The 20,809-nt window shown below is 60.2% G+C and carries 23 protein-coding genes; 11 read left to right on the top strand and 12 right to left on the bottom strand.

All coding sequences use genetic code 11. The features are described 5' to 3' along the window. Positions 1–13 precede the first annotated feature (13 nt). The 3 genes from QMX88_RS01185 to QMX88_RS01175 form a co-directional block, all read right to left on the bottom strand. Positions 14–1,543, bottom strand: coding sequence for a SulP family inorganic anion transporter (locus QMX88_RS01185; RefSeq protein WP_192174430.1), 1,530 nt, complete (start codon positions 1,541–1,543; stop codon positions 14–16). 131 nt (positions 1,544–1,674) lie between these two features. Next, complete coding sequence (locus QMX88_RS01180; protein ID WP_407073260.1) at positions 1,675–2,340, bottom strand: carbonic anhydrase; 666 nt, start codon at positions 2,338–2,340, stop codon at positions 1,675–1,677. A gap of 306 nt (positions 2,341–2,646) precedes the next feature. Continuing rightward, positions 2,647–3,705 carry a PA0069 family radical SAM protein gene (locus QMX88_RS01175; RefSeq protein WP_282365475.1) on the bottom strand — a complete coding sequence of 353 codons (1,059 nt, stop codon included), beginning with the start codon at positions 3,703–3,705 and terminating at the stop codon, positions 2,647–2,649. Between the two features lie 194 nt (positions 3,706–3,899). Here QMX88_RS01175 and QMX88_RS01170 point away from each other — a divergent pair, with 194 nt between their 5' ends. Further along, positions 3,900–4,577: a dual specificity protein phosphatase family protein gene (locus QMX88_RS01170; RefSeq protein WP_282365474.1), complete on the top strand. Its 678-nt coding sequence runs from the start codon at positions 3,900–3,902 to the stop codon at positions 4,575–4,577. A 152-nt stretch (positions 4,578–4,729) separates the two neighbouring features. Here the strand turns inward: QMX88_RS01170 and QMX88_RS01165 are convergent, their stop codons facing one another. After that, positions 4,730–5,017 carry a YheV family putative zinc ribbon protein gene (locus QMX88_RS01165; RefSeq protein WP_282365473.1) on the bottom strand — a complete coding sequence of 96 codons (288 nt, stop codon included), beginning with the start codon at positions 5,015–5,017 and terminating at the stop codon, positions 4,730–4,732. Beyond that, positions 5,014–7,065 (bottom strand): oligopeptidase A, encoded by a 2,052-nt coding sequence (prlC, locus tag QMX88_RS01160; protein ID WP_282365472.1) that lies wholly within the window; start codon positions 7,063–7,065, stop codon positions 5,014–5,016. The genes QMX88_RS01165 and prlC overlap by 4 nt, the downstream gene beginning before the upstream one ends. Before the next feature lie 90 nt (positions 7,066–7,155). On the opposite strand from prlC, the gene QMX88_RS01155 reads away from it, so the two are divergent. Beyond that, the gene (locus tag QMX88_RS01155) at positions 7,156–7,704 is read left to right on the top strand and encodes a gamma carbonic anhydrase family protein (protein WP_282365471.1); all 549 of its coding nucleotides are present in this window, start codon (positions 7,156–7,158) and stop codon (positions 7,702–7,704) included. A gap of 8 nt (positions 7,705–7,712) precedes the next feature. Then, entirely contained in the window at positions 7,713–8,363 is a 651-nt protein-coding gene (locus QMX88_RS01150) for an HAD family hydrolase (RefSeq protein ID WP_282365470.1), read from the top strand. A 61-nt stretch (positions 8,364–8,424) separates the two neighbouring features. Here the strand turns inward: QMX88_RS01150 and QMX88_RS01145 are convergent, their stop codons facing one another. Beyond that, on the bottom strand, positions 8,425–9,489 hold the full coding sequence (locus QMX88_RS01145) for an aminopeptidase (RefSeq protein WP_282365469.1): 1,065 nt from the start codon (positions 9,487–9,489) through the stop codon (positions 8,425–8,427). Between the two features lie 108 nt (positions 9,490–9,597). On the opposite strand from QMX88_RS01145, the gene QMX88_RS01140 reads away from it, so the two are divergent. Further along, positions 9,598–10,014, top strand: a complete 417-nt coding sequence (locus tag QMX88_RS01140; protein WP_282365468.1) for a PA0061/PA0062 family lipoprotein — start codon at positions 9,598–9,600, stop codon at positions 10,012–10,014. Between the two features lie 75 nt (positions 10,015–10,089). On the opposite strand, the gene QMX88_RS01135 is transcribed toward QMX88_RS01140, so the two are convergent. Continuing rightward, complete coding sequence (locus QMX88_RS01135; protein ID WP_192174420.1) at positions 10,090–10,323, bottom strand: DUF1161 domain-containing protein; 234 nt, start codon at positions 10,321–10,323, stop codon at positions 10,090–10,092. A gap of 131 nt (positions 10,324–10,454) precedes the next feature. Further along, the gene (locus QMX88_RS01130; RefSeq protein ID WP_282365467.1) at positions 10,455–10,886 is read right to left on the bottom strand and encodes an OsmC family protein; all 432 of its coding nucleotides are present in this window, start codon (positions 10,884–10,886) and stop codon (positions 10,455–10,457) included. 292 nt (positions 10,887–11,178) lie between these two features. Here QMX88_RS01130 and QMX88_RS01125 point away from each other — a divergent pair, with 292 nt between their 5' ends. Beyond that, a complete protein-coding gene (locus tag QMX88_RS01125) occupies positions 11,179–12,180 on the top strand; it encodes an LLM class flavin-dependent oxidoreductase (protein ID WP_192174419.1) in 1,002 nt (333 codons plus the stop codon). 88 nt (positions 12,181–12,268) lie between these two features. Here the strand turns inward: QMX88_RS01125 and QMX88_RS01120 are convergent, their stop codons facing one another. Both QMX88_RS01120 and QMX88_RS01115 read right to left on the bottom strand, forming a co-directional pair. Further along, a complete protein-coding gene (locus tag QMX88_RS01120; RefSeq protein WP_192174418.1) occupies positions 12,269–12,493 on the bottom strand; it encodes a DUF1161 domain-containing protein in 225 nt (74 codons plus the stop codon). Positions 12,494–12,654: 161 nt separating this feature from the next. After that, entirely contained in the window at positions 12,655–12,870 is a 216-nt protein-coding gene (locus QMX88_RS01115; protein ID WP_065987998.1) for a dodecin, read from the bottom strand. 182 nt (positions 12,871–13,052) lie between these two features. On the opposite strand from QMX88_RS01115, the gene QMX88_RS01110 reads away from it, so the two are divergent. Next, positions 13,053–13,376 carry a DUF883 family protein gene (locus tag QMX88_RS01110; RefSeq protein WP_282365466.1) on the top strand — a complete coding sequence of 108 codons (324 nt, stop codon included), beginning with the start codon at positions 13,053–13,055 and terminating at the stop codon, positions 13,374–13,376. Here QMX88_RS01110 and QMX88_RS01105 read toward each other — a convergent pair whose 3' ends face one another. Then, positions 13,377–14,276: a LysR family transcriptional regulator gene (locus QMX88_RS01105; protein WP_282365465.1), complete on the bottom strand. Its 900-nt coding sequence runs from the start codon at positions 14,274–14,276 to the stop codon at positions 13,377–13,379. Positions 14,277–14,396: 120 nt separating this feature from the next. Between QMX88_RS01105 and trpB the strand changes: the two genes are divergently transcribed. From trpB to QMX88_RS01090, 3 genes are all read left to right on the top strand, one after another. Beyond that, positions 14,397–15,623, top strand: coding sequence for a tryptophan synthase subunit beta (gene trpB / locus QMX88_RS01100; protein ID WP_282365464.1), 1,227 nt, complete (start codon positions 14,397–14,399; stop codon positions 15,621–15,623). Beyond that, a complete protein-coding gene (trpA, locus tag QMX88_RS01095; protein WP_282365463.1) occupies positions 15,623–16,483 on the top strand; it encodes a tryptophan synthase subunit alpha in 861 nt (286 codons plus the stop codon). Before trpB ends, trpA begins: the two co-directional genes overlap by 1 nt. Before the next feature lie 75 nt (positions 16,484–16,558). Next, positions 16,559–17,062 (top strand): anti-virulence regulator CigR family protein, encoded by a 504-nt coding sequence (locus QMX88_RS01090; protein WP_282365462.1) that lies wholly within the window; start codon positions 16,559–16,561, stop codon positions 17,060–17,062. 193 nt (positions 17,063–17,255) lie between these two features. Here QMX88_RS01090 and QMX88_RS01085 read toward each other — a convergent pair whose 3' ends face one another. Continuing rightward, entirely contained in the window at positions 17,256–18,206 is a 951-nt protein-coding gene (locus tag QMX88_RS01085) for a choline sulfate utilization transcriptional regulator (protein ID WP_282365461.1), read from the bottom strand. 114 nt (positions 18,207–18,320) lie between these two features. Here QMX88_RS01085 and betC point away from each other — a divergent pair, with 114 nt between their 5' ends. After that, a complete protein-coding gene (gene betC, locus QMX88_RS01080; protein WP_282365460.1) occupies positions 18,321–19,826 on the top strand; it encodes a choline-sulfatase in 1,506 nt (501 codons plus the stop codon). Between the two features lie 38 nt (positions 19,827–19,864). Next, entirely contained in the window at positions 19,865–20,791 is a 927-nt protein-coding gene (gene choX, locus QMX88_RS01075) for a choline ABC transporter substrate-binding protein (protein ID WP_192174411.1), read from the top strand. Positions 20,792–20,809 lie beyond the last annotated feature (18 nt).

Below are 20,809 nucleotides of genomic sequence, written 5' to 3'. Positions count from 1 at the left end.
CCCTTCACCCGCCTCAGTGCAACGCTGCCCCTCCGATCGACGTGCGGATCCGCCCTTCCACGCGACGTTTGAGCAGCCGTTGCTCCAGCAGCAAACGCGAGCCCTGCGCGGCGTTGGCGCGGCCCCATTCCTCCAGCAGCTCCAGGCAGGAATGGTCGATATACCTCAGGTTGCCCAGCGGCACATGCAGCGTGGTGCCAGGCGGCACGGTTTCCAGAGTCTGCGTCAGCGCCGGCACCTTGAGGAACGTGGCAGAACCATTGAGGCGCAGCTCCATTTCCCCCTCGGCCGGCAGGTCGACCAGATTGATCTTCAGGCGCGATGCGCTCAGCGCCAGCTTCACCAGGGTCAGGCCAAAGCCGATCAACACGCCCGTCAGCAAGTCGGTCAGGACAATCGCACTGGCGGTCGCGCCATAGATGAACATCGGCATGCGGCCATAACGCCCCAGCCCCTTGAGCGCCTGAATATTTACCAGCTTCACGCCGGTGTAGACCAGCACGCCGGCCAGGCTGGCCACAGGAATGCTCTGCAACACGCTGGACAGCAACAGTACGAACGCCAGCAGCCACAGACCGTGGAACATCGCCGACAGCCGCGTCTTCGCACCCGCCTGCACGTTGGCCGAACTGCGCACGATCACGCCCGTCATCGGCAGCGCGCCGACCAGACCGCACAACATGTTACCTACGCCTTGGGCGCTGAGCTCTTTGTCGAAGTCCGAACGCTGGCCGTCGTGCATGCGATCCACCGCCGCTGCTGACAATAGGGTTTCAGCGCTGGCAATGAAGGCCACGGCAATGGCCGCGATCAGGATGGCAGGGTCCGCCAGGTTCAGCAGGTCTGCAGGGCGCAGCCAGTCGATGGCCTCGGCAAGGTTCGCCGGGACCTCGACGCGCTTGACCTGCAAGCTCATCACCAGACTCACCACCGTCGCGATACCGACGCCTAGCAACGCGCCTGGTACGAACCGCAGTGCATGGGGCCGACGCTTTTCCCACAGCCACATGACGGCGATGGTGCCCAGCCCGAGAAGACCGGCCTGCATGGCGCTGCCCATTCCCATCGCACCGATAACGGTCTGCGGAAACGCCACCAGATTGTCCAGCCCGGAAGGCTTGGGCCCGCTGTCGAACATCACGTGGACCTGGGAAAGCACGATCAGTACGCCGATGCCCGCCAGCATGCCGTACACCACCGCCGGCGCCGTGACGCGAAACCAGCAGCCGAGCTTCAAGCGACCGGCCAGCAACTGCAGCGCACCGGCGAGCAGCAAAATCGGCCCGAGCATGGCCATGCCGTGTTCACGGACCAGCTCGAACACCAGCACCGCCAGACCTGCCGCCGGGCCGCTGACCTGAAGCGGCGAGCCTGCCAGCCAGCCCACCACCAGACCGCCGATGATGCCGGTGATCAAACCCTTGGACGGCGGCATGCCGGACGCAATGGCGATCCCCATGCACAGCGGCAGGGCCACCAGAAAAACCACCACGGAAGCCAGCAGCTCCCGTGGTAACAACGCTTTCAGATCAGTAGTAGCCATGACGACTCTCCGGAATTCAGACGTGACAACGCCCGGCGGCACGCGCTGAACGCGGCCGCTACGAGCTTGTATGAGGGTGGAAGCGTCAGGGCCGACGCCGCTGCACTCAGGCGCAGCGGGTCAGCCGGCGATCAATATCGACCGCGGGGGATCGACGCCATTGGCACCGGATGGTCGCCATCCAACGGCAGGAAGCAGTCCTGCTCGGCATCGTAGGCGCGGATTTCGCTGGTCTCGATGTCGTAGACCCAGCCATGGATGAACAACTGACCGCTGGCCAGTTTGGACGCCACGGAAGGGTGCGTACGCAGGTGTTGCAGCTGCGCGATGACGTTTTCTTCGGTGAGCACGTGCATGGTTTCGTGCTCGCCGGTGCAGTTGCAGTTGTCCTGCACAACGGTCTTGGCGACCTCGGCATGGCGCAGCCAGGCTTTGACAGTCGGCATCTTTTCCAGGGTGTCGGGGTTGAGAACGGCGCGCATCGCCCCGCAATCGGAGTGGCCGCAAACGATGATGTGCTGGACGCCAAGGGCCAGGACGGCATATTCAATAGCCGTTGAAACGCCGCCATTCATAGGCCCATAAGGCGGAACGACGTTGCCTACGTTACGGGTGACGAACAGGTCGCCCGGCGAGCTTTGCGTGATGAGTTCCGGGACGATGCGCGAGTCGGCGCAGGTGATGAACATGGCCCGGGGATGTTGGGCGGTGGCGAGTTTCTTGAACAGTTCTTCCTGCTGAGGGAAGACGTCATGGCGGAAATGCTTGAAGCCATCAACAATTTGCTTCAGCGCCATTTCGGCGGTTTCCACCTGAGGCGTTACGCCTGTCGTCGCAGCCTTGGGCTGCTTATCCTGGTCACTCATGTTTCATCCTCTCTGACGGATTTAAGTGGATTTTCCGGCGAATCCTGTGGATGACCCACTTTTTTCTGGTCTTCTTGCGTTAATTTTCCTACAAGACCAATCGGTCACTTCCGACTCACCTTAACGACGCAAACTTAATTGAAACTGAATGCGTGGCTCTAGATCGGGGCTCTTGCGTTAGAAAATCTAAATCGCAAGCGCCTGTCGTGGCGCAACACCCTTAAGACGCCGCTCAAGTCATAACAGCGACATCTGACCGCCAGGCGGGCAAAACGCGGTGCAGTCCAGCTGAAAACTTTCCCGCCGGTTCAAGCCGTGCTTCTTGATCGCGAGGCTGTAACGCTGGGCCAGCAGTTCAGCGAACACCCCCTCACCGCGCATTCGCGAGCCAAAGCGGCTGTCGTACACCTCCCCGCCGCGGCTCTGCCGTACCAGACTCATTACATGCTCGGCCCTCTGCGGATAATGCGCCTGGAGCCACTCTTCGAACAACGGGGCGACCTCCAGCGGCAGACGCAGCATCACGTAGCTCGCACTCAACGCGCCGGCGGCCTTGGCCTCGGCCATCAGCTTCTCCAGCGCCATGTCATTGATCATTGGAATCATCGGCGCCAGCAAAACGCCCACCGGCACACCGGCATCACGCAGAACCTTGATCGCCCGCAGCCGGGCCTTGGGCGCGGCAGCCCTGGGTTCAAGGATGCGCTTGAGCTCATCGTCCAGCGTCGTCAGGCTGATGAACACCGACACCAGCCGCAGCTTTGCCAGCTCGGCCAGCAGGTCCAGATCCCGAAGAATCAGCGAGCCTTTGGTGATGATCGTCACCGGATGGCGGTAGCGCAGCAGCACTTCCAGCGTCGCCCGGCTCAATGTGTATTCGCGCTCGATGGGCTGATACGGATCGGTGTTCGCCCCCAGGGTGATCGGCGCAACGGTGTAGCCAGGCTTGGACAGCTGCTGCTCCAGGAGGGCAGCAGCATTGGTTTTGGCGATTAGCCTGGTCTCGAAATCCAGCCCCGGCGACATGTCCCAATACGCGTGGCTCGGCCGGGCGTAGCAATAAATACAACCGTGCTCGCAACCCCGGTACGGATTGATGGAGCGGTCGAAGGGGATGTCGGGCGACGAGTTGCGCGCGATGATGCTTTTGGCGGTTTCCAGCGTGACGGTGGTGCCCTGGGTCAGCGGCACTTCCTGATACCAGCCGTCGTCTTCGGCGACGGATCGGCTGGGCGCAAAGCGGTTATGCGGGTTGGTCGCGGTGCCGCGCCCGCGTGGGGGCAACTGACTGGACATGACGACTCCTGGATAACTGGTTATGCATACAGTATCGCGAAATACTCATGGCCTTCACGCGCGGATTCGGAAAAACACCTCGGCGCCGATCAATGGCTTTCACCAACTTTTGACACGCGCCTCACAGCGCCTTGACCCTGGGGAGCGAAAACTTGCGCCATCGATAAATGGCTGGTTTCCACGGTACGTCTTCCATGCGCCTTCGCCCGCTCGCTGCTCAACTCCTCCTGCTGCTGGTCGTGTCATCTGCCTCTCTCGCTCAAGCCGAGGATGTTTCACCGGCGCAATCGTCACGCCCGGCGCAGTGGGCGCAACTCGTCGACCCGCACTACAACCTCTACCAGATCACGCCGACGCTTTACCGCAGTCGCCAGCCGGACGCCGCAGCACAGCCGCTTCTGCAGCGGCTTGGCGTTCACACGGTGATCAACTTCCTTAAGGAGAGTGACAGCAAATGGCTGTCCGACGACTCCGTTGTGCAAGTGCAGATTCCGTTGCAGGTGGTCCACATCGACGACGCGGACGTGATCGAAAGCCTGCGCGCCATCCAGGCGGCCCAGCAAAACGGGCCGGTGTTGATTCACTGCAAGCACGGGTTGGACCGAACCGGTCTGGTGGCGGCGATGTACCGCATCGTCGCCCAGGGCTGGAGCAAACAGGCGGCGCTGGATGAGATGGAGCATGGCGGTTACGGCGACGAAGACAGCCTCAAGCGCGGGATTGCCTACATCAACAACGTCGATGTGGCGGCGCTGAAGTCGGCAATGGACACGGGCGCATGCAGCACCAGCATGTTTGCCCGGTGCTCGGTCAAGGGCTGGTTCGAGAAAACCGATGGGGTGGGAGTGCAGACGATCCTGTGGCGGTTGTGAAGCCGGACAGTTTGCACATTGTATGGCTGGCGTTAGCAGGCATTTTGTAGGACCAGCTTTAGCCGGGAAGACGTCGCGCCACGCCGCAAAATTGAGGGTGTTCGCACCGGCCTTTTCCCGGCTAAAGCCGGTCCCACTGAAATGCAGCGATATCAGCTTGGATCAACCGGCTTCTTCAGCTTCGGATTCGGGAAGAACTGCACGCCCTGCACCTTGGGATCGGCCGGCTTTGCCACAGGCTTGTTCACCCGCGTGCCAAGTTCTGTCGGGATCGATTGCCCCTGCGCATTGAGGGTGTCGGAATAACCACAGTGCACGCACTCACGGTGCGGCACGTCGTCTTCGTTCCACATCATCAACTTGTCAGGCTCGCTGCACGCCGGGCAAACCGCCCCGGCGATGAAGCGCTTCTTGGTAATCACCCGTGGTGTCTCGGTCATGCTGCCGCTTCCTCACTCAAGCCCGAATGGCGCAAGAGTGCGTCAATCGAAGGCTCGCGTCCGCGGAAGTCGACGAACAGCACCATCGGCGCCTGTGACCCGCCCCGCGCCAAAACGGCTTCACGGAACGCCCGGCCGGTCTGCTCGTTGAACACGCCTTCTTCCTCGAACTTCGAGAATGCATCGGCAGACAGCACTTCGGCCCATTTGTAGCTGTAGTAGCCCGCCGCGTAACCGCCGGCAAAGATGTGGGCAAAGCTGTTCGGGAAGCGGTTGTACGCAGGCGGACGCATCACCGACACCTCGTCACGCACGCCTTCCAGCACTTGCAGCGTGGTGCGGCCGTCGCCGTGGGTGGCGTGCAGTTCGAAGTCGAACAGCGAGAATTCCAGCTGGCGGACCATCATCAGGCCGGACTGGAAGTTTTTCGCCGCGAGCATTTTCTCCAACAGGTCCTGAGGCAGCGGCTCACCGGTTTCGTAATGGCCGGAGATCAGCGCCAGGCCTTCCGGCTCCCAGCACCAGTTTTCCATGAACTGGCTCGGCAGCTCGACCGCATCCCACGCTACGCCATTGATGCCCGACGCGCCCGCGTGTTCGACGCGGGTCAGCAGGTGATGCAGGCCATGACCAAATTCGTGGAACAGGGTGGTGACTTCATCGTGGGTGAGCAGCGCCGGCTTGCCGCTGACCGCCGGGGTGAAGTTACAGACCAGATTGGCCACCGGGCTTTGCAACGTGCCTTCAGCGGTGCGACGACGATCGCGGGCACCGTCCATCCACGCACCGCCACGCTTGTTGGCGCGGGCGTAGAGATCGAAGAAGAAGCGCCCGACATGCTGGCCGTTTTCCTTGATTTCGAACAGGCGGACGTCCGGGTGCCAGGTGTCGAAGCCCTTCTGCTCGGCGATTTCGATGCCGTACAGTTTTTGTACGATCGCGAACAGGCCGGTCAGCACTTTGTCGACCGGGAAGTAGGCGCGCAGCGCTTCCTGGGAAACGCTGTAGCGCTGTTCGCGCAGCTTCTCGCCGTAAAAACCGCTGTCCCAGCTTTGCAGGTCCGGGCAGCCTTGTTCGGCAGCATAGGCTTTCAGCTGCTGCAGATCCTGAACAGCAAACGGCTTGCTGCGCTTGGCCAGATCACGCAGGAAGCTGAGGACCTGATCGCTGGACTCGGCCATTTTGGTGGCCAGGCTCAGCTCGGAGAAGCTGGCAAAACCCAGCAGCTTGGCCAGTTCCTGACGCAAATCCAGAATCTGTTCCATGATCGGGCCGTTGTCGTTTTTGCCAGCGTTCGGGCCCTGGTCAGACGCGCGGGTGCAGTACGCGGCGTAGACTTCTTCGCGCAGCGCGCGGTCTTCGGCGTAGGTCATGACGGCGTAGTAACTCGGGAACTCGAGCGTGATCAGGTAGCCTTCGAGATCTTTCGCTTGGGCTGCGGCGGCCATTTGCGCCTTGGCCGAATCGGTCAGGCCGGTGAGGGCAGCTTCGTCAGTGACGTGCTTGCTCCAGGCTTGGGTCGCGTCGAGCAGTTGGTTAGAGAACTGGCTGCCCAGCTCGGACAGCTTGCTCTGCACCTCGGCATAGCGTTTTTGCTGTTCTGGCGGCAGGTCGATGCCCGACAGGCGGAAATCACGCAGCGATTGTTCAAGAATGGTCTTCTGGGCGACGTCGAAATTGGCCGCTTCCGGGCTGTTGGCCAAGGCTTCGAAGGCCTGGAACAGTTCGCGGTTCTGACCCATCTCGGTCGAATAGGCGCTCAGTGCCGGCAGGCAAGACTCATAGGCCTCGCGCAGTTCCGGGCTGTTGCACACGGCGTTCAGGTGGCTGACCGGGCTCCAGGCGGCGCCCAAGCGATCATTGAGTTCGTCCATCGCCAGCACAAGGCCAGCCCATGTAGGCTGCGAACCTTGCTTGGCGAGGATGTCGGCAATCGCGGCGCGGTTGTCGGCGAGAATCTGTTCGATGGCAGGTTTTACATGCTCGGCGCGAATCGCCGAGAAAGGTGGCAGGTCGTAGGATTGCAACAGAGGGTTGTTCGCGCTCACGGTTTGGCACCTTGGCTAAAAGAAACACCCACGCATCTTAATTACAATCGGCGTCGGCCGCAGCTATCGGCGCCAGAGAAGGAGCCTATCGTGGCCATTCGCACGTTCCAGCAGCACACCCCGGCCCTTGGCGAGCGGGCGTTTGTCGACCATTCGGCGGTTGTGATCGGCGATGTCGAAATCGGCGTCGACAGTTCGGTCTGGCCGCTGACCGTCATCCGTGGCGACATGCACCGCATCCGCATCGGCGCGCGCACCAGCGTGCAGGACGGCAGCGTGCTGCACATCACCCACGCCGGGCCGTTCAACCCGGACGGTTTTCCGCTGTTGATCGGCGACGAAGTGACCATCGGCCACAAGGTCATGCTGCACGGCTGCACCGTCGGCAATCGCATCCTGATCGGCATGGGCACCACGATCATGGACGGTGCGGTGGTGGAGGACGAGGTGATCATCGGCGCGGGCAGTCTGGTGCCGCCCGGCAAACGCCTTGAGAGCGGGTTCCTCTACGTCGGGCGTCCGGTGAAACAAATGCGTCCGCTGACCGAGAAAGAGATCGCCTTCTTCCCCTACAGCGCGACCAATTACGTAAAGCTGAAAGACCAGCACCTGACCGAAGGCTTCGACAAACCCTGCTGAGAGCACCCATGCATTACCAGAATATCCTGTTCGACCTGGACGGCACCCTGACCGATCCGCGCGAAGGCATCACCCGGTCCATCCAGTTTGCCTTGAGCAAGCTGGGCATCGACGAACCCGACATCACCCGGCTTGAGCACTTCATTGGCCCGCCGCTGTTGCAGCAATTCATGCGCGCCTACGACTTCGACGAAGCGAAGGCCTGGGAGGCCGTGGGCTTTTACCGCGAGCGCTTCAAGGTGACGGGCCTTTACGAGAATCTGGTGTTTGATGGCGTGTTCGAATTGCTGGACATGCTCTCGGATCAGGGCCGCACGCTGTTCATCGCGACGTCAAAACCCTGGGTGTTCGCCCATGAAATCGCCCGGCATTTCGATTTCACGCGCCATTTCAAGCTGATCTACGGCAGCGAGCTGGACGGTACCCGCACTGACAAGGTTGAGCTGATTCGGCATTTGCTGGATGAAGAGCAGCTCGACCCGAAACAGACGCTGATGATCGGCGACCGCAAACACGATTTGATTGGCGGCAAGCGCAACGGGTTGGATGTGGTAGCGGTGGGTTACGGGTTTGGCAGTCGCGAAGAGCTGGAGGCCGAGGCGCCGACCTATCATTTTGATTCGGTGAGCGCACTGCATCAGGCGTTTCTCAAAAGCTGAGAGCACTCAATCAGGCAAGCGATGATCGTTTCCACGCAGAGCGGGGGAGCGATCATGCCGCTTAGGCTTTTTGGGCCAGCCGCTGCAGCGCCACCTTGCGTTCATCCTTGGGCAGTCCGCCCAGCTTTTCCACCGCCGAATAGAATGCGGGCCAATCGCCGTTCACCTGCCTGAACAACGCTTCAAACGCCGGTACCCACTGATCGTACAGACCAATGGGCAGCAGCCGTGCGTTGTTCATCGGCGCATACACCCAGCCGTCGAAGCGCTTGTCGCCACCCCACTGGCTGTCGCGCAGCTGCCGATACTCGCTACGCAGACGCTCGAACTCAGCGGCCTTGCGTGCGCGCATGACCTGCGGACTCAGCGGCTCGGCGTACAGCGCCTTCAGCCGATCCCGGGTGTCGAGCGCCAACTGTGTGAGTTGATCGCGTCGTTGCGTTTCCGAAGACCCGCCGTCCGCTGGCAAACCCCGCGCCGCGCGCCACTGACGTGTGCCTTCCTGCTCCACGAAACTGGCGTAGGACTCGTTGAACTCGCTGTCGTCCTTCACGTAAAACCGCTGGTGCGCCAGCTCGTGGAAGATCAGCGTGGCGAGCCGCTCATCGCCCCAGTTCATCATCGAGCTGATAATTGGATCATCGAACCAGCCGAGCGTTGAGTACGCTTCCACGCCGCTGACATACACGTCTTTACCCTCAAGCTTCTGAACAGCCGCATCCCCCCGCGCGGCGCCCTGGGTGTAGTAGCCGCGATAGGCCACGCACCCGGCGATGGGGAAGCAATGGGTGACAGGATCAAGGGAAAATTCGCCGGTCGCAAATACGTTCCAGACGACAAAAGGCCGATGGATATCGGCGTAAAGGCGGTAGCTGCGGTTATCCGGCAGATGCAGATGCTCGGTGGCAAAGGCACGGGCCTGCTGAGATGTGCGCAGATGATCGCGCAGCGTGGGGTCGCGATTGGGGTCAGCGATGACGTCGGCAACCGGTTCGCGCGCCCGCAACAGGGCCATTTGGCCGCTGGCCAGTTGCGAGTAATAGGAAAGACTGGAGCAGCCGCCGAGGAGTAAAGTCGCCAGCACCGGCAGGCCGCGATGCAGCCAGGCCTTTTTCGATCGAATCATGCAGCAGCCTTAACGTCGATATTCATGAAGTGCAAACATCAGCGTTATGCCGGACAGCCTGCCTCTGACGCAACCATCATCGCCACTTGTCCTGCTGCGGAGTTCATCATGCGCTTGCCTCTGTCCCTCGTTGCCCTGAGTCTTCTGGCCGGATGCGCGGGGCCGCTGCCTGCGGTTGATCCCCAGCAGGCGTGGGTCGATCTGCATACCTTCACCGGCAAAACCCTGATGGCGGACAAGCTGGACGGCGTGCGCACCTACGACGGACGCTTCTTTCAGGTAAGTCCCGGCAGACACAAGCTCGAAGTGCGTTACGACTATGACTACGCGCCCGGCGCCATGGGCCTGTCGATGGACATCTACAACGAGCGAACCTGCTACGTAACGATCAACTACGACCGCTTCGAAGCCGGCCACCGCTATCGTCTCGACGTGCGCAATATCACCAACAGCATCGACGCACAGTTGCGGGACGAGCAACGCAACGTGCTCGCGGAGGAGGGGGACATTTTCTGTATTCCGTGACGCGTTATCTCGGCCTCGCCACGCACACGAGATGGCTTACACACAGCCTACGAAATACTTCAGCTCACGCCCGGACTAGCGACCGTTATTCTGGTAGATGATTTTTTTCGTGTCGTTTTCGCAAGTACCGACGACCATGCTCTGGTCGGTGACATCTTTATTAGCCACGATCTCCAACGTATATGAGCTGACGCTCTGAGCCTGGATCTTCGTTTCGATTTCAGCTTTAAGCTCTTCACACGGCTTGGGCGCAGCGAAGGCACTGGTGGTCAGAGCACCAAGAATCAGGATTGCGGCGATACGTTTCATGTTCGACTCCTTCGGCACCGTGCGATACGCATCGGCCTAACATGTGACCGTGGGGGCGCACGCCGGTTCTGGCGCGTCCATAACGAAGATGGCCCGCAATTGCGGGCCATCGAGTGCAACAGTAACGCGAATCATCTCACCAGCGTGGCATCCAGCGTGATCTTGGCGTTCAGCACTTTCGAAACCGGGCAGCCTTCCTTCGCATCATTGGTCAGTTTCTCGAACTGCTCCTGGGTTGCGCCCGGAATTTTAGCCTTCAATGTCAGGTGCACGGCAGTAATCGCGAAGCCGCCATCAACTTGATCCAGGGTGACGTCAGCGGTGGTGTCGATGCTGTCGGCTTTCAGATTCGCATTGCCGAGAATCATCGACAGTGCCATCGAGAAGCAGCCGGCATGCGCCGCGCCGATCAGTTCTTCAGGGTTGGTGCCCTTGCCGCCTTCGAAACGGGCCTTGAAGCCGTACGGCGCTTCGCGCAGGACGCCGGTTTCAGTAGAGATTCTGCCGATACCCGACTTCAGGTCACCTTCCCAGTGGGCGGATGCTTTCTTGACGATGCTCATGGTGTCTCCTCATGAAAAGTGCGATTTCGCTCGCACGCGGACCAAAGTTCTAAAGTTCTGAGGAGTGTAGGCGGGACTTAGTTCAACGCTTATGCCCCATGTGCTTTTTTGCGGACGGGCGCAACGTTAAATCCGACCAAATTAGTAGGAAATTTCGCCTTACCCATTGCAACTCTGAAATCCGCCCTTATCCTATGGCTTAACGCAAATATTTAGTCTTAATGCCGGTTTGCTCGCGTGATGTCCCCTACGGATGCGCCGATTCAAGCCTCAAGAGGATCAACAACGGCCTATGAAACGATTAGCTGATGTGAAGATTTCGACGCTCGATCTGGTGCCCGTCCGCGAAGACAAAGGCCCGGCGGAATCGCTGCGTAATGCGCTGGACCTGGCGCAACACGTCGAGAAATGGGGCTACAACCGTTTCTGGGTGGCCGAGCACCACAACATGGACGGCATCGCCAGTTCGGCAACCTCTGTTCTGCTGGCCTATCTGGCCGGCGGCACGTCGACCATTCGGGTTGGGTCGGGCGGGATCATGCTGCCCAACCACGCGCCGCTGGTAATCGCCGAGCAGTTCGGCACGCTGGAAAGCTTGTTTCCGGGGCGGATCGACCTCGGTCTTGGCCGCGCGCCGGGTTCCGATCAGATGACCGCCCGCGCCCTGCGGCGCGAGCGCTCAGGCAGTGCCGATGATTTCCCGGATGACGTGACTGAACTGGTCAACTACCTCGGGCCGCGTCAGCCCCATCAGCGCGTTCTCGCTGTGCCCGGCACCAATACCAATGTGCCGATCTGGTTGCTGGGTTCGAGCCTGTTCAGTGCTCAACTGGCCGGTGAGCGGGGGCTGCCCTATGCATTCGCGTCGCACTTCGCGCCACGCTTCATGCACGAAGCGATTCGGGTCTACCGCAGTCACTTCAAACCTTCGGACGTCCTCGACAAGCCCTACGTGATGCTCGGCGTCCCGTTGGCCGCCGCAGAGACCGACGAGCGAGCTGAATACCTGGTGACGTCGGTATACCAACGCATCCTGAGTCTGATGCGTGGGCAGAGTCTGATGCAGAAGCCGCCCGTCGAGAGCATGAATGGTTTGTGGCTGCCCCATGAACGTGATGCGGTGATGGATTTCTTGGGGCTGGCGGTCGTCGGCGGTCCGGAGAAGATTCGTGCGAAGCTGGATGTGCTGCTTGAGCAGACCGACGCAGATGAGCTGATCTTCACCTGTGACATGTACGAACATGCCGATCGCCTGCGCTCTTACGAGATCTTGGCGCAAGCGGCGAGGGGCTGAGTCACGGCCTTTCGCTGAAATCTGTCCTGCCATAAACAAAAAAAACCGACGCCATGTGCGCCGGTTTTTTTGTATCAGCGGGCCGAGATCAGCCGCGCTTGTAAACGATTTCTTTGTTGCCGCCTTCGCAGGTGCCAACAACCTTACCGTCCGCCGAGCTGCCTTTTTCTACAGCTTCCAGCGTGTAGGAGGCGACGCCCTTGGCTTTGATCTTCGCGTCGATGTCGGCTTTCACGTCATCGCACGATTTACCAGCGGCCATCGTAGTGCCCGCAATGCTCAACAAGCCTATGGCCAACAGAACTTTTTTCATCGGTACATCCCCTCGTCAGGCGCATTTTCGGATCAACAAGGCCGCTCCAATCGGGGCGGCCTGACTACATGAACCAGCGTCATGAACCTTGGAAAAAGTCACGACTGCGCGGTATGTATAGCGAAGGTTGTGGCACTCGGCCACTCCAAAAGTTCAGCGACTCAGCTGTTGTCGATGCGGAAGCCAACCTTGATGGTCACCTGGAAGTGACCGACTTTGCCGTCTTCGATGTGGCCGCGGGTTTCCAGCACTTCGAACCATTCCATGAGCTTCACGGACTTGGCAGCCTGGGCAATAGCGTTCTGGATCGCGTCGTCGGTGCTCACGGTCGATGACCCAACCAGCTCCAGCATTTTGTAGGTGTGATGATCAGACATGGCAGTTCTCCTGAAAGGTGTTGCGCGGTGGCAGCGCCGCAGTGATTGTGTTCACTATCTCTGTGCCGAAATGCGGCCTAAAAGTTCAGAAGAAACGGCACTTCGCATTACGCACTGCACTTTCTCGAAACCCTGTAGTCGGAAACAACACACGCCACTCATCACAGCAGGAGAGTCAAATCATGGCATTCACGTCATCCCGTAAAGCGTCGTTGCAAAGCATGGAAGCCGAGATCGAGAGTCTGCTCAAGTCGCTGGAAGGCTTGAAGTCCGACGCTTCCGACGAGTCGCGCAAGACTCTGAAAAACCTGAAAGCCAACGCTGAAAGCGCGCTGGGCCATTCGCGCAGCCTGTTGAGCGATGTCTACGAAGACGTCAAAGTCAAAACTCGCGAAACCAGCGTTGCGACCCGTGACTACGCCCAAGAGCACCCTTGGACTACCGCAGGCGTCGCCGTTGGCGCAATCGGCCTGCTGGCAGCTTACCTGCTGTGCAAGCGCGGCTGATCAAGCCTGCCCCGATCGCTCGAGTTCCTGCTTGAGCCATCGAGCCAGGTGCTGAGCGCGCCCATCCGCGGCGCGCTTTGGTACCCATAACGCCAGCTGCGCCGGGGTTTCACTGAAACCCCATGGCGCGGCCAGGCGTCCGGCTTTCAAGTCGTCAGCCACCAACGGCGCCGGCGCGATCGCCACGCCAAGCCCTGCAACAGCCGCCTCCAGTAAATAATACAAATGCTCGAAATCCTGTCCGTAGCTCAGCGCGTTGGGCTCGATGCCGTTTTGCGTCGCCCATGCCGGCCAGGCTTGCAGCCGCGATGTGGTCTGCAGCAGTGGCTCGCCCAACAACGCATGGACCGGGGCGTGTCGCAGCTCGTCGAACCGCGCGAATCGTGGACTCATCACCGGCCCGATGCGCTCGCTGGCAAGCTCGAAGACCTGCATGTCTGTGGGCCATGGCGGTTCGGCGAAAATCAGCAGCGCATCCAGCCCGGGACGTCGCGGGTCAAGGTCGCCTTCTCCTGCGGAGAGGTGCAGGCGCAGGTCGGGGAGGTCAGCATTCAGGCGCCCCAGCCTTGGAATGAACCAGCGTGCCAATAGGCTTCCAGAGCAGCCCAATACGAACGGTGCATTGGCGCTGCCCTGGCTAAGCTCAGCACAGACACCGCGCAGACGATCAAATGCTTCGGCACTCGCATCCCGCAACCGAATGCCTGCATCTGTGAGTTTCAGGCCACGTCCATCTTTGCTGAACAGGCTCACACCCAAGTGTTCCTCCAGCACTTTCAGCTGGCGACTCACGGCACCATGGGTCACGTGCAGTTGCTCAGCCGCCTGGCTGACACTGTTCAGACGGGCGGTGGCTTCAAAAGCACGCAATGCGTTGAGGGGCGGAAGGTCTCGGCTCATGGGATGTGTGAGTTTTCCTGACAGGTTGCCCCGATCTTATCGGTTTTCATCGTCGCTGGCGCTGGTTAGAGTGTGATCATTGCCTGACGGCTAACTCTATTCGTATCTCCGGAGGTCCACATGACCCAGACCCAAACTGCATACCGCCAAGGCCCGGACGACCGTGGCATGTTCGGTGCCTTCGGCGGCCGTTATGTCGCTGAAACCTTGATGCCGCTGATCCTTGATCTGAACCGCGAGTACGAAATCGCGAAGAATGATTCTTCGTTCCTGAAAGATCTGGAGTACTTCCAGCGCGATTACGTGGGTCGTCCAAACCCGCTGTACTTCGCCGAGCGCCTGACCGAACACTGTGGCGGCGCGAAGATTTACCTGAAGCGCGAAGAGCTCAACCATACCGGCGCGCACAAGATCAATAACTGCATCGGCCAGATCCTGCTGGCACGGCGCATGGGCAAAAAACGCATCATCGCCGAGACCGGCGCCGGCATGCACGGCGTTGCCACCGCTACCGTGGCGGCACGCTTTGGCCTGGAATGCGTCATTTACATGGGCACCACTGACATCGAGCGTCAGCAAGCCAACGTGTTCCGCATGAAGCTGCTGGGCGCCACGATCATTCCGGTGGTCGCTGGCACCGGCACGCTGAAAGACGCCATGAACGAGGCACTGCGCGACTGGGTTACCAACGTCGACAGCACCTTCTACCTGATCGGCACCGTCGCAGGTCCGCACCCTTACCCTGCAATGGTTCGTGACTTCCAGTCCGTGATCGGCAAGGAAACCCGCGTTCAGATGCAAGAGCACGAAGGCCGTCTGCCGGACAGTCTGGTGGCGTGCATCGGCGGTGGCTCGAACGCAATGGGGCTGTTTCATCCGTTTCTGGATGACACGAGTGTGCGCATCATCGGTGTCGAAGCGGCCGGCCACGGCATCGAGACCGGCAAGCACGCCGCCAGCCTGAACGGCGGCGTTCCGGGCGTACTGCACGGCAACCGCACCTTCCTGTTGCAGGACAACGACGGTCAGATCATCGACGCCCACTCGATTTCAGCCGGCCTCGACTACCCAGGCATTGGCCCTGAGCACGCTTGGTTGCATGACATCGGTCGCGTCGAATACACCTCGGTCACCGACGATGAAGCACTGGCTGCGTTCCACCAATGCTGCCGCCTCGAAGGCATCATCCCGGCGCTGGAAACCGCCCACGCCCTGGCTGAAGTGTTCAAACGCGCTCCAAACCTGCCGAAGGATCACCTGATGGTGGTCAACCTGTCCGGTCGTGGCGACAAGGACATGCAAACCGTAATGCACCACCTGGATCTGTCCCAGCAGGAGAAACACTGATGAGCCGCCTGCAAACGCGTTTTGCTGAACTGAAAGAACAAAACCGCGCAGCCCTGGTGACGTTCATCACGGCAGGCGACCCGGGCTACGACACCTCGCTGGCGATCCTCAAGGGATTGCCGAAGGCAGGTGCCGATGTAATCGAGCTGGGTATGCCGTTCACTGACCCGATGGCCGACGGCCCGGCAATTCAGCTGGCCAACATTCGCGCGCTTAACGCCAAGCAAAACCTGGCGAAGACGCTGCAGATGGTTCGCGAATTCCGTGAAGAAGACAGCGTCACGCCGCTGGTGCTGATGGGTTACTACAACCCGATCCACAACTACGGCATCGAGCGCTTCATCTCCGAAGCTCATTCGTCGGGTGTCGACGGGCTGATCGTGGTGGACCTGCCGCCGGAGCACAACGCCGAGTTGTGCGACCCAGCGCAGGACGCAGGTCTGGACTTCATCCGCCTGACCACGCCGACCACTGATGACGTTCGTTTACCGACCGTGCTCAACGGCAGCTCCGGTTTCGTTTACTACGTGTCGGTGGCGGGCGTGACAGGCGCGGGCTCTGCAACGATTGATCACGTTAAGGACGCCGTGCAACGCCTGCGCCGCCATACCGATCTGCCAATCAGTGTCGGCTTCGGCATTCGCACAGCTGAACAAGCGGCCGCCATTGCGCGCGTGGCCGACGGTGTCGTCGTCGGTTCGGCACTGATCGATCAGATCGCCAACGCGTCTTCGCCGGAACATGCGGTCAGCGGCGTGCTGGGTTTGTGCGCGCAGTTGTCGCAAGGCGTGCGTAAAGCCCGCGTAGCCGAAGGTAAAGTTTCTGATACAGAGGAATCTCGGTCTCTGGCAGCACACTAAGCCGTACAGCGAAGGGGTTCAGGACCACGTCCTGAACCCCTTTTTGCTGCCCGTATTTGCTCAGGAGTGCGCTACATGAAAGTCTCGAATCGTTTGATCGCCGGGTTGGGCGTGTTGATGCTCAGCGCCAGCGCGCTGGTTCAGGCTGCACCACCGGATCAACGCGGCGGAGATAACAATGGCCTGGGCCAGCATCAGGATCACGGCCAACCCAATGGTCCGCAAGGCGGTCCGCAGGGCGATCGCGGCAACGGCAACGACCATCGCAACGAACCGCGTGCGGATAACCGTGGCAACAACCAGCGTGGCGGGCGTCCTCCTGCCGACTTCGGCGACGTGCGCCGGACCATCAGCGAGCACCGGGAAGTCATCGGTCGCGGTCAGCCGCTGCCCCTTGGCGTCCACATCGTCAAAGGCCACCCGCTGCCACGCGGTTACGGTCGTCGACTGGACCAACGCTCGCTGCAATATCTGCCTCAATACGACGGCTACGAATGGCGCCGCCTGGGCCCGGACGTTGTGTTGATCGCCATTGGCAGCGGGATTGTTTATGAAATTCTGGATGGCGTGCTGAACTAAGGCACGTCCATGTGGGAGTGACCGGGGTGGCGCTCCGTCTTGCTCGCGAATACGGCATTTCCGGTGCTGGATATCTAGCGGATCTACCGGACTCTTCGCGAGCAAGCTCGCTCCCACAAGTCGTGCGTCGCAGCTACAACTTCGGCACCATCGATAGGCCGCCAGATCAGCGCCAATGTTTGTCACGAAGGCCCTAAACCGCAATCGACGGCAGCGACTTGCCCTTCAAAAGATCTCCACTCAACGCCTGTTCACTTCTTAACCAGTCCACGAACCGCTGCACGATCTGCACGCGCCGTTTGCGTTGCGGCAGGACGATGTAATACCCGTATCCGGAGACGGCGCTCGCTTCGATCGGGCGGCATAGCAAACCCTGCTCCAGCAAATCATCCACCAGATGTCGCCAGCCGATGGCCACGCCCTGGCCGCCGATCGCCGCCTGAATCAGCAGCGTGTAGTTGTCGAATCGCAGCTGCCCCGGCGCGGGTGCTTGCGGGATATTCAGGGCGCGAAACACGCCACTCCAGTCGAACCAGTTATTGCCGCCTTCGCCACGCAAGTGCAGCAGCGCGAAGTCTTTCAGCGCCTTGGTGGGCAAGGGCAGGTCGCGCCCCTTCAGCAATCGCGGGCTGCAGACCGGGAACACTTCCTCGCTGAACAACCAGTGGCTTTCTCCCTGTTTGAATCGCCCGTCGCCGAACAACACGGCCACATCGATATCCGCGCGCAGCATGCTGTGACTGCGCTCGCTGGTGACCAGGCTGACGTCGACGTCGGGGTTGTCCTTGTGGAAACGGTGCAGGCGCGGCATCAGCCAATAGGCGGCGAAGGCGAAGTCGGTCGCCACCTGCAAAACCTCGTGCTGATGCTGCTCGGTGATGGCGCTGAGGCCCGCGTCCATCGACTCGAGCCCGGTCTGTACGTGATTGAAGAGAATCTGCCCGGCGTCCGTCAGCTCAATGCCGCGATAGATGCGATCAAACAGCCGGGTCGCCAGTTGCTCTTCCAGTCGCTTGATTTGCTGACTGATGGCCGGCTGAGTAGTGCCGAGCTCGATGGCGGCAGCGGTAAAACTGCGCAGCCGTGCGGCGGCCTCGAAACCGCGAAGCAAATCCAGTGACATGGCACCAAGGGCTTCAAACATAAGCTGCACTTATCCTAAGCATTGCCGCACATGGGCTTTACCGCGGACGGCATGGACACCATCCTCGGTCGGAGCACTTTCGCATAAATAATGACTATGGGATGCCGCGAAAACATGAAGCGCAAGAACATTCTTTTCATCATGGCCGATCAGATGGCCGCGCCCATGTTGCCGATGTACGCCTCTTCTCCCATCAAGATGCCTCACTTGAGTCGCCTTGCAGCGGAAGGCGTGGTGTTCGACGCCGCCTACTGCAACAGCCCGCTGTGCGCGCCGTCGCGTTTCACCTTGGTCAGCGGTCAGTTGCCGAGCAAGATCGGCGCCTACGACAACGCTGCTGATTTTCCCGCTGATGTGCCGACCTACGCCCACTACCTGCGTCGTCTCGGCTATCGCACGGCGCTGTCCGGCAAGATGCATTTCTGTGGCCCTGATCAACTGCACGGCTACGAAGAGCGCCTGACCAGCGACATTTATCCGGCCGATTATGGTTGGGCTGTGAACTGGGACGAGCCGGACGTGCGCCCGACCTGGTACCACAATATGTCTTCGGTGCTGCAGGCCGGTCCTTGCGTACGCACCAATCAGCTCGATTTCGACGAAGAAGTGGTGTTCAAGGCGCAGCAGTATCTGTTCGACCATGTGCGCGAAGACGGGGATCAGCCGTTTTGCCTGACGGTGTCGATGACCCATCCCCACGATCCGTACACCATCCCCAAGTCCTACTGGAATCTGTACAACGACGACGAAATCCCGATGCCCCACGCGCCGTTGGCCCAGTCCGAACTGGACCCGCATTCTCAGCGCCTGCTGAAAGTCTATGACCTGTGGGACAAGCCTCTGCCCGAGCAAAAGATTCGCGATGCGCGCCGCGCCTATTTCGGCGCATGCAGCTACATTGATGACAACGTCGGCAAACTGCTGAAAACCCTAGAAGAAACAGGCTTGGCTGACGACACGATCATTGTGTTCTCGGGCGACCATGGCGACATGTTGGGTGAGCGCGGGCTCTGGTACAAAATGCACTGGTTCGAGATGTCGGCGCGGGTCCCGCTGCTGGTGTACGCTCCGGGGCAATTCAAGGCCGGCCGTGTGCAGGCCGCAGTGTCCACCGCTGACCTGTTGCCGACTTTTGTGGCATTGGCTGAGGGTCAACTGGACGCCGGTTTGCCGCTCGATGGCCGTTCACTGTTGCCGCACTTGGAAGGTGAGGGCGGTCACGACGAGGTGTTTGGCGAGTACATGGCCGAGGGCACCAACAGTCCGCTGATGATGATTCGTCGCGGCGCGTACAAATTCATTTATTCGGAACGGGACCCATGTCTGCTGTATGACGTGCGCAACGATCCGAAGGAGCAGGAAGAGCTGAGTCGATCCGAGGCTCATCGCGACCTGTTCGCTGCGTTCCTGGCCGAAGCACAGGCCAAGTGGGACATTCCGGCGATACACCACCAGGTGCTCGCCAGTCAGCGGCGCCGGCGCTTCGTCGCCGAGTCGCTGGCCATCGGCAAGCTGAAGAGTTGGGATCACCAGCCGCTGGTCGACGCCAGTCAGCAGTACATGCGCAACCATATTGATCTGGACGATCTGGAGCGCAAGGCCCGTTATCCGCAACCTTGAACCCTGCCAACACCTAGAAAATCAAAAAGGGGCACACCATGAATAAGCTGTTCACCACGCTGGCGGTTGGGGTCTTGGGCTTGAGCAGCGTCGTGGCCTATGCCGCCGACGCGAGCTGCAGCACTGTGCGGATGGCCGATCCAGGCTGGAGCGATATCGCTGCGACCAACGCCACCGCAGGCTTTTTGCTCGACGGCATGGGCTACAAAACCAAGATCGACACCCTGGCGGTGCCCATCGCCTATGGCGGTCTGAAGGACGGGCAGCTCGACGTCTTTCTGGGCAACTGGATGCCGGCGCAGCAGGGCTTCTACGACAAATTCATCGCCACAGGTGACGTGACGCAATACGCGAAGAACCTGGAAGGCACCGAGTTCACCCTCGCGGTTCCTGATTACGTCTATGACGCGGGCGTTCACGACTTCGCCGACCTGAACAAATTTGCCGACAAGTTCCACAAGAAGATCTACGGCATCGGCTCGGGCGCTCCGGCCAACGCGTCGATTCAGGAAATCATCAAGAAGAACGAGTTCGAGCTGGGTGACTGGAAGTTGGTTGAGTCCAGCGAGCAGGCGATGCTGGCCGAAGTGCAGCGCAACGTGAAGAAGAAGGAATTCGTGGTGTTCCTCGGCTGGACGCCACACCCGATGAACGTGCAGATCAAAGGCATGCACTACCTGAAAGGCGGCGAGAAATACTTCGGTGATACTGGCAGCGTTTACACTGTGACGCGCAAAGGTTACGCCGACGCCTGCCCGAATGTGGCCAAGCTGCTTTCCAACCTGGTGTTCACCCAGGACATGGAAAACTCAATCATGCAGACCGTGGTGGACAAGAAGGTCAGCAACACCGAGGCGGTGAAAGCGTGGCTGAAAGCCAATCCGGCGGTGCTGGACAAATGGCTCGACGGCGTGAAAACCGTTGACGACAAAGACGCGCTGCCAGCGGTTAAGGCCAAGTTGTAAGCGCCAACAAGAAGCATC

Origin of the sequence: Pseudomonas sp. PS02290 (assembly GCF_029960075.1) — a bacterium.
In the GTDB taxonomy this organism is placed as follows: Bacteria; Pseudomonadota; Gammaproteobacteria; order Pseudomonadales; family Pseudomonadaceae; genus Aquipseudomonas.
The sequence above is the reverse complement of the archived record's forward strand: the minus strand, read 5'-3'. Positions and strand labels throughout refer to the sequence as shown.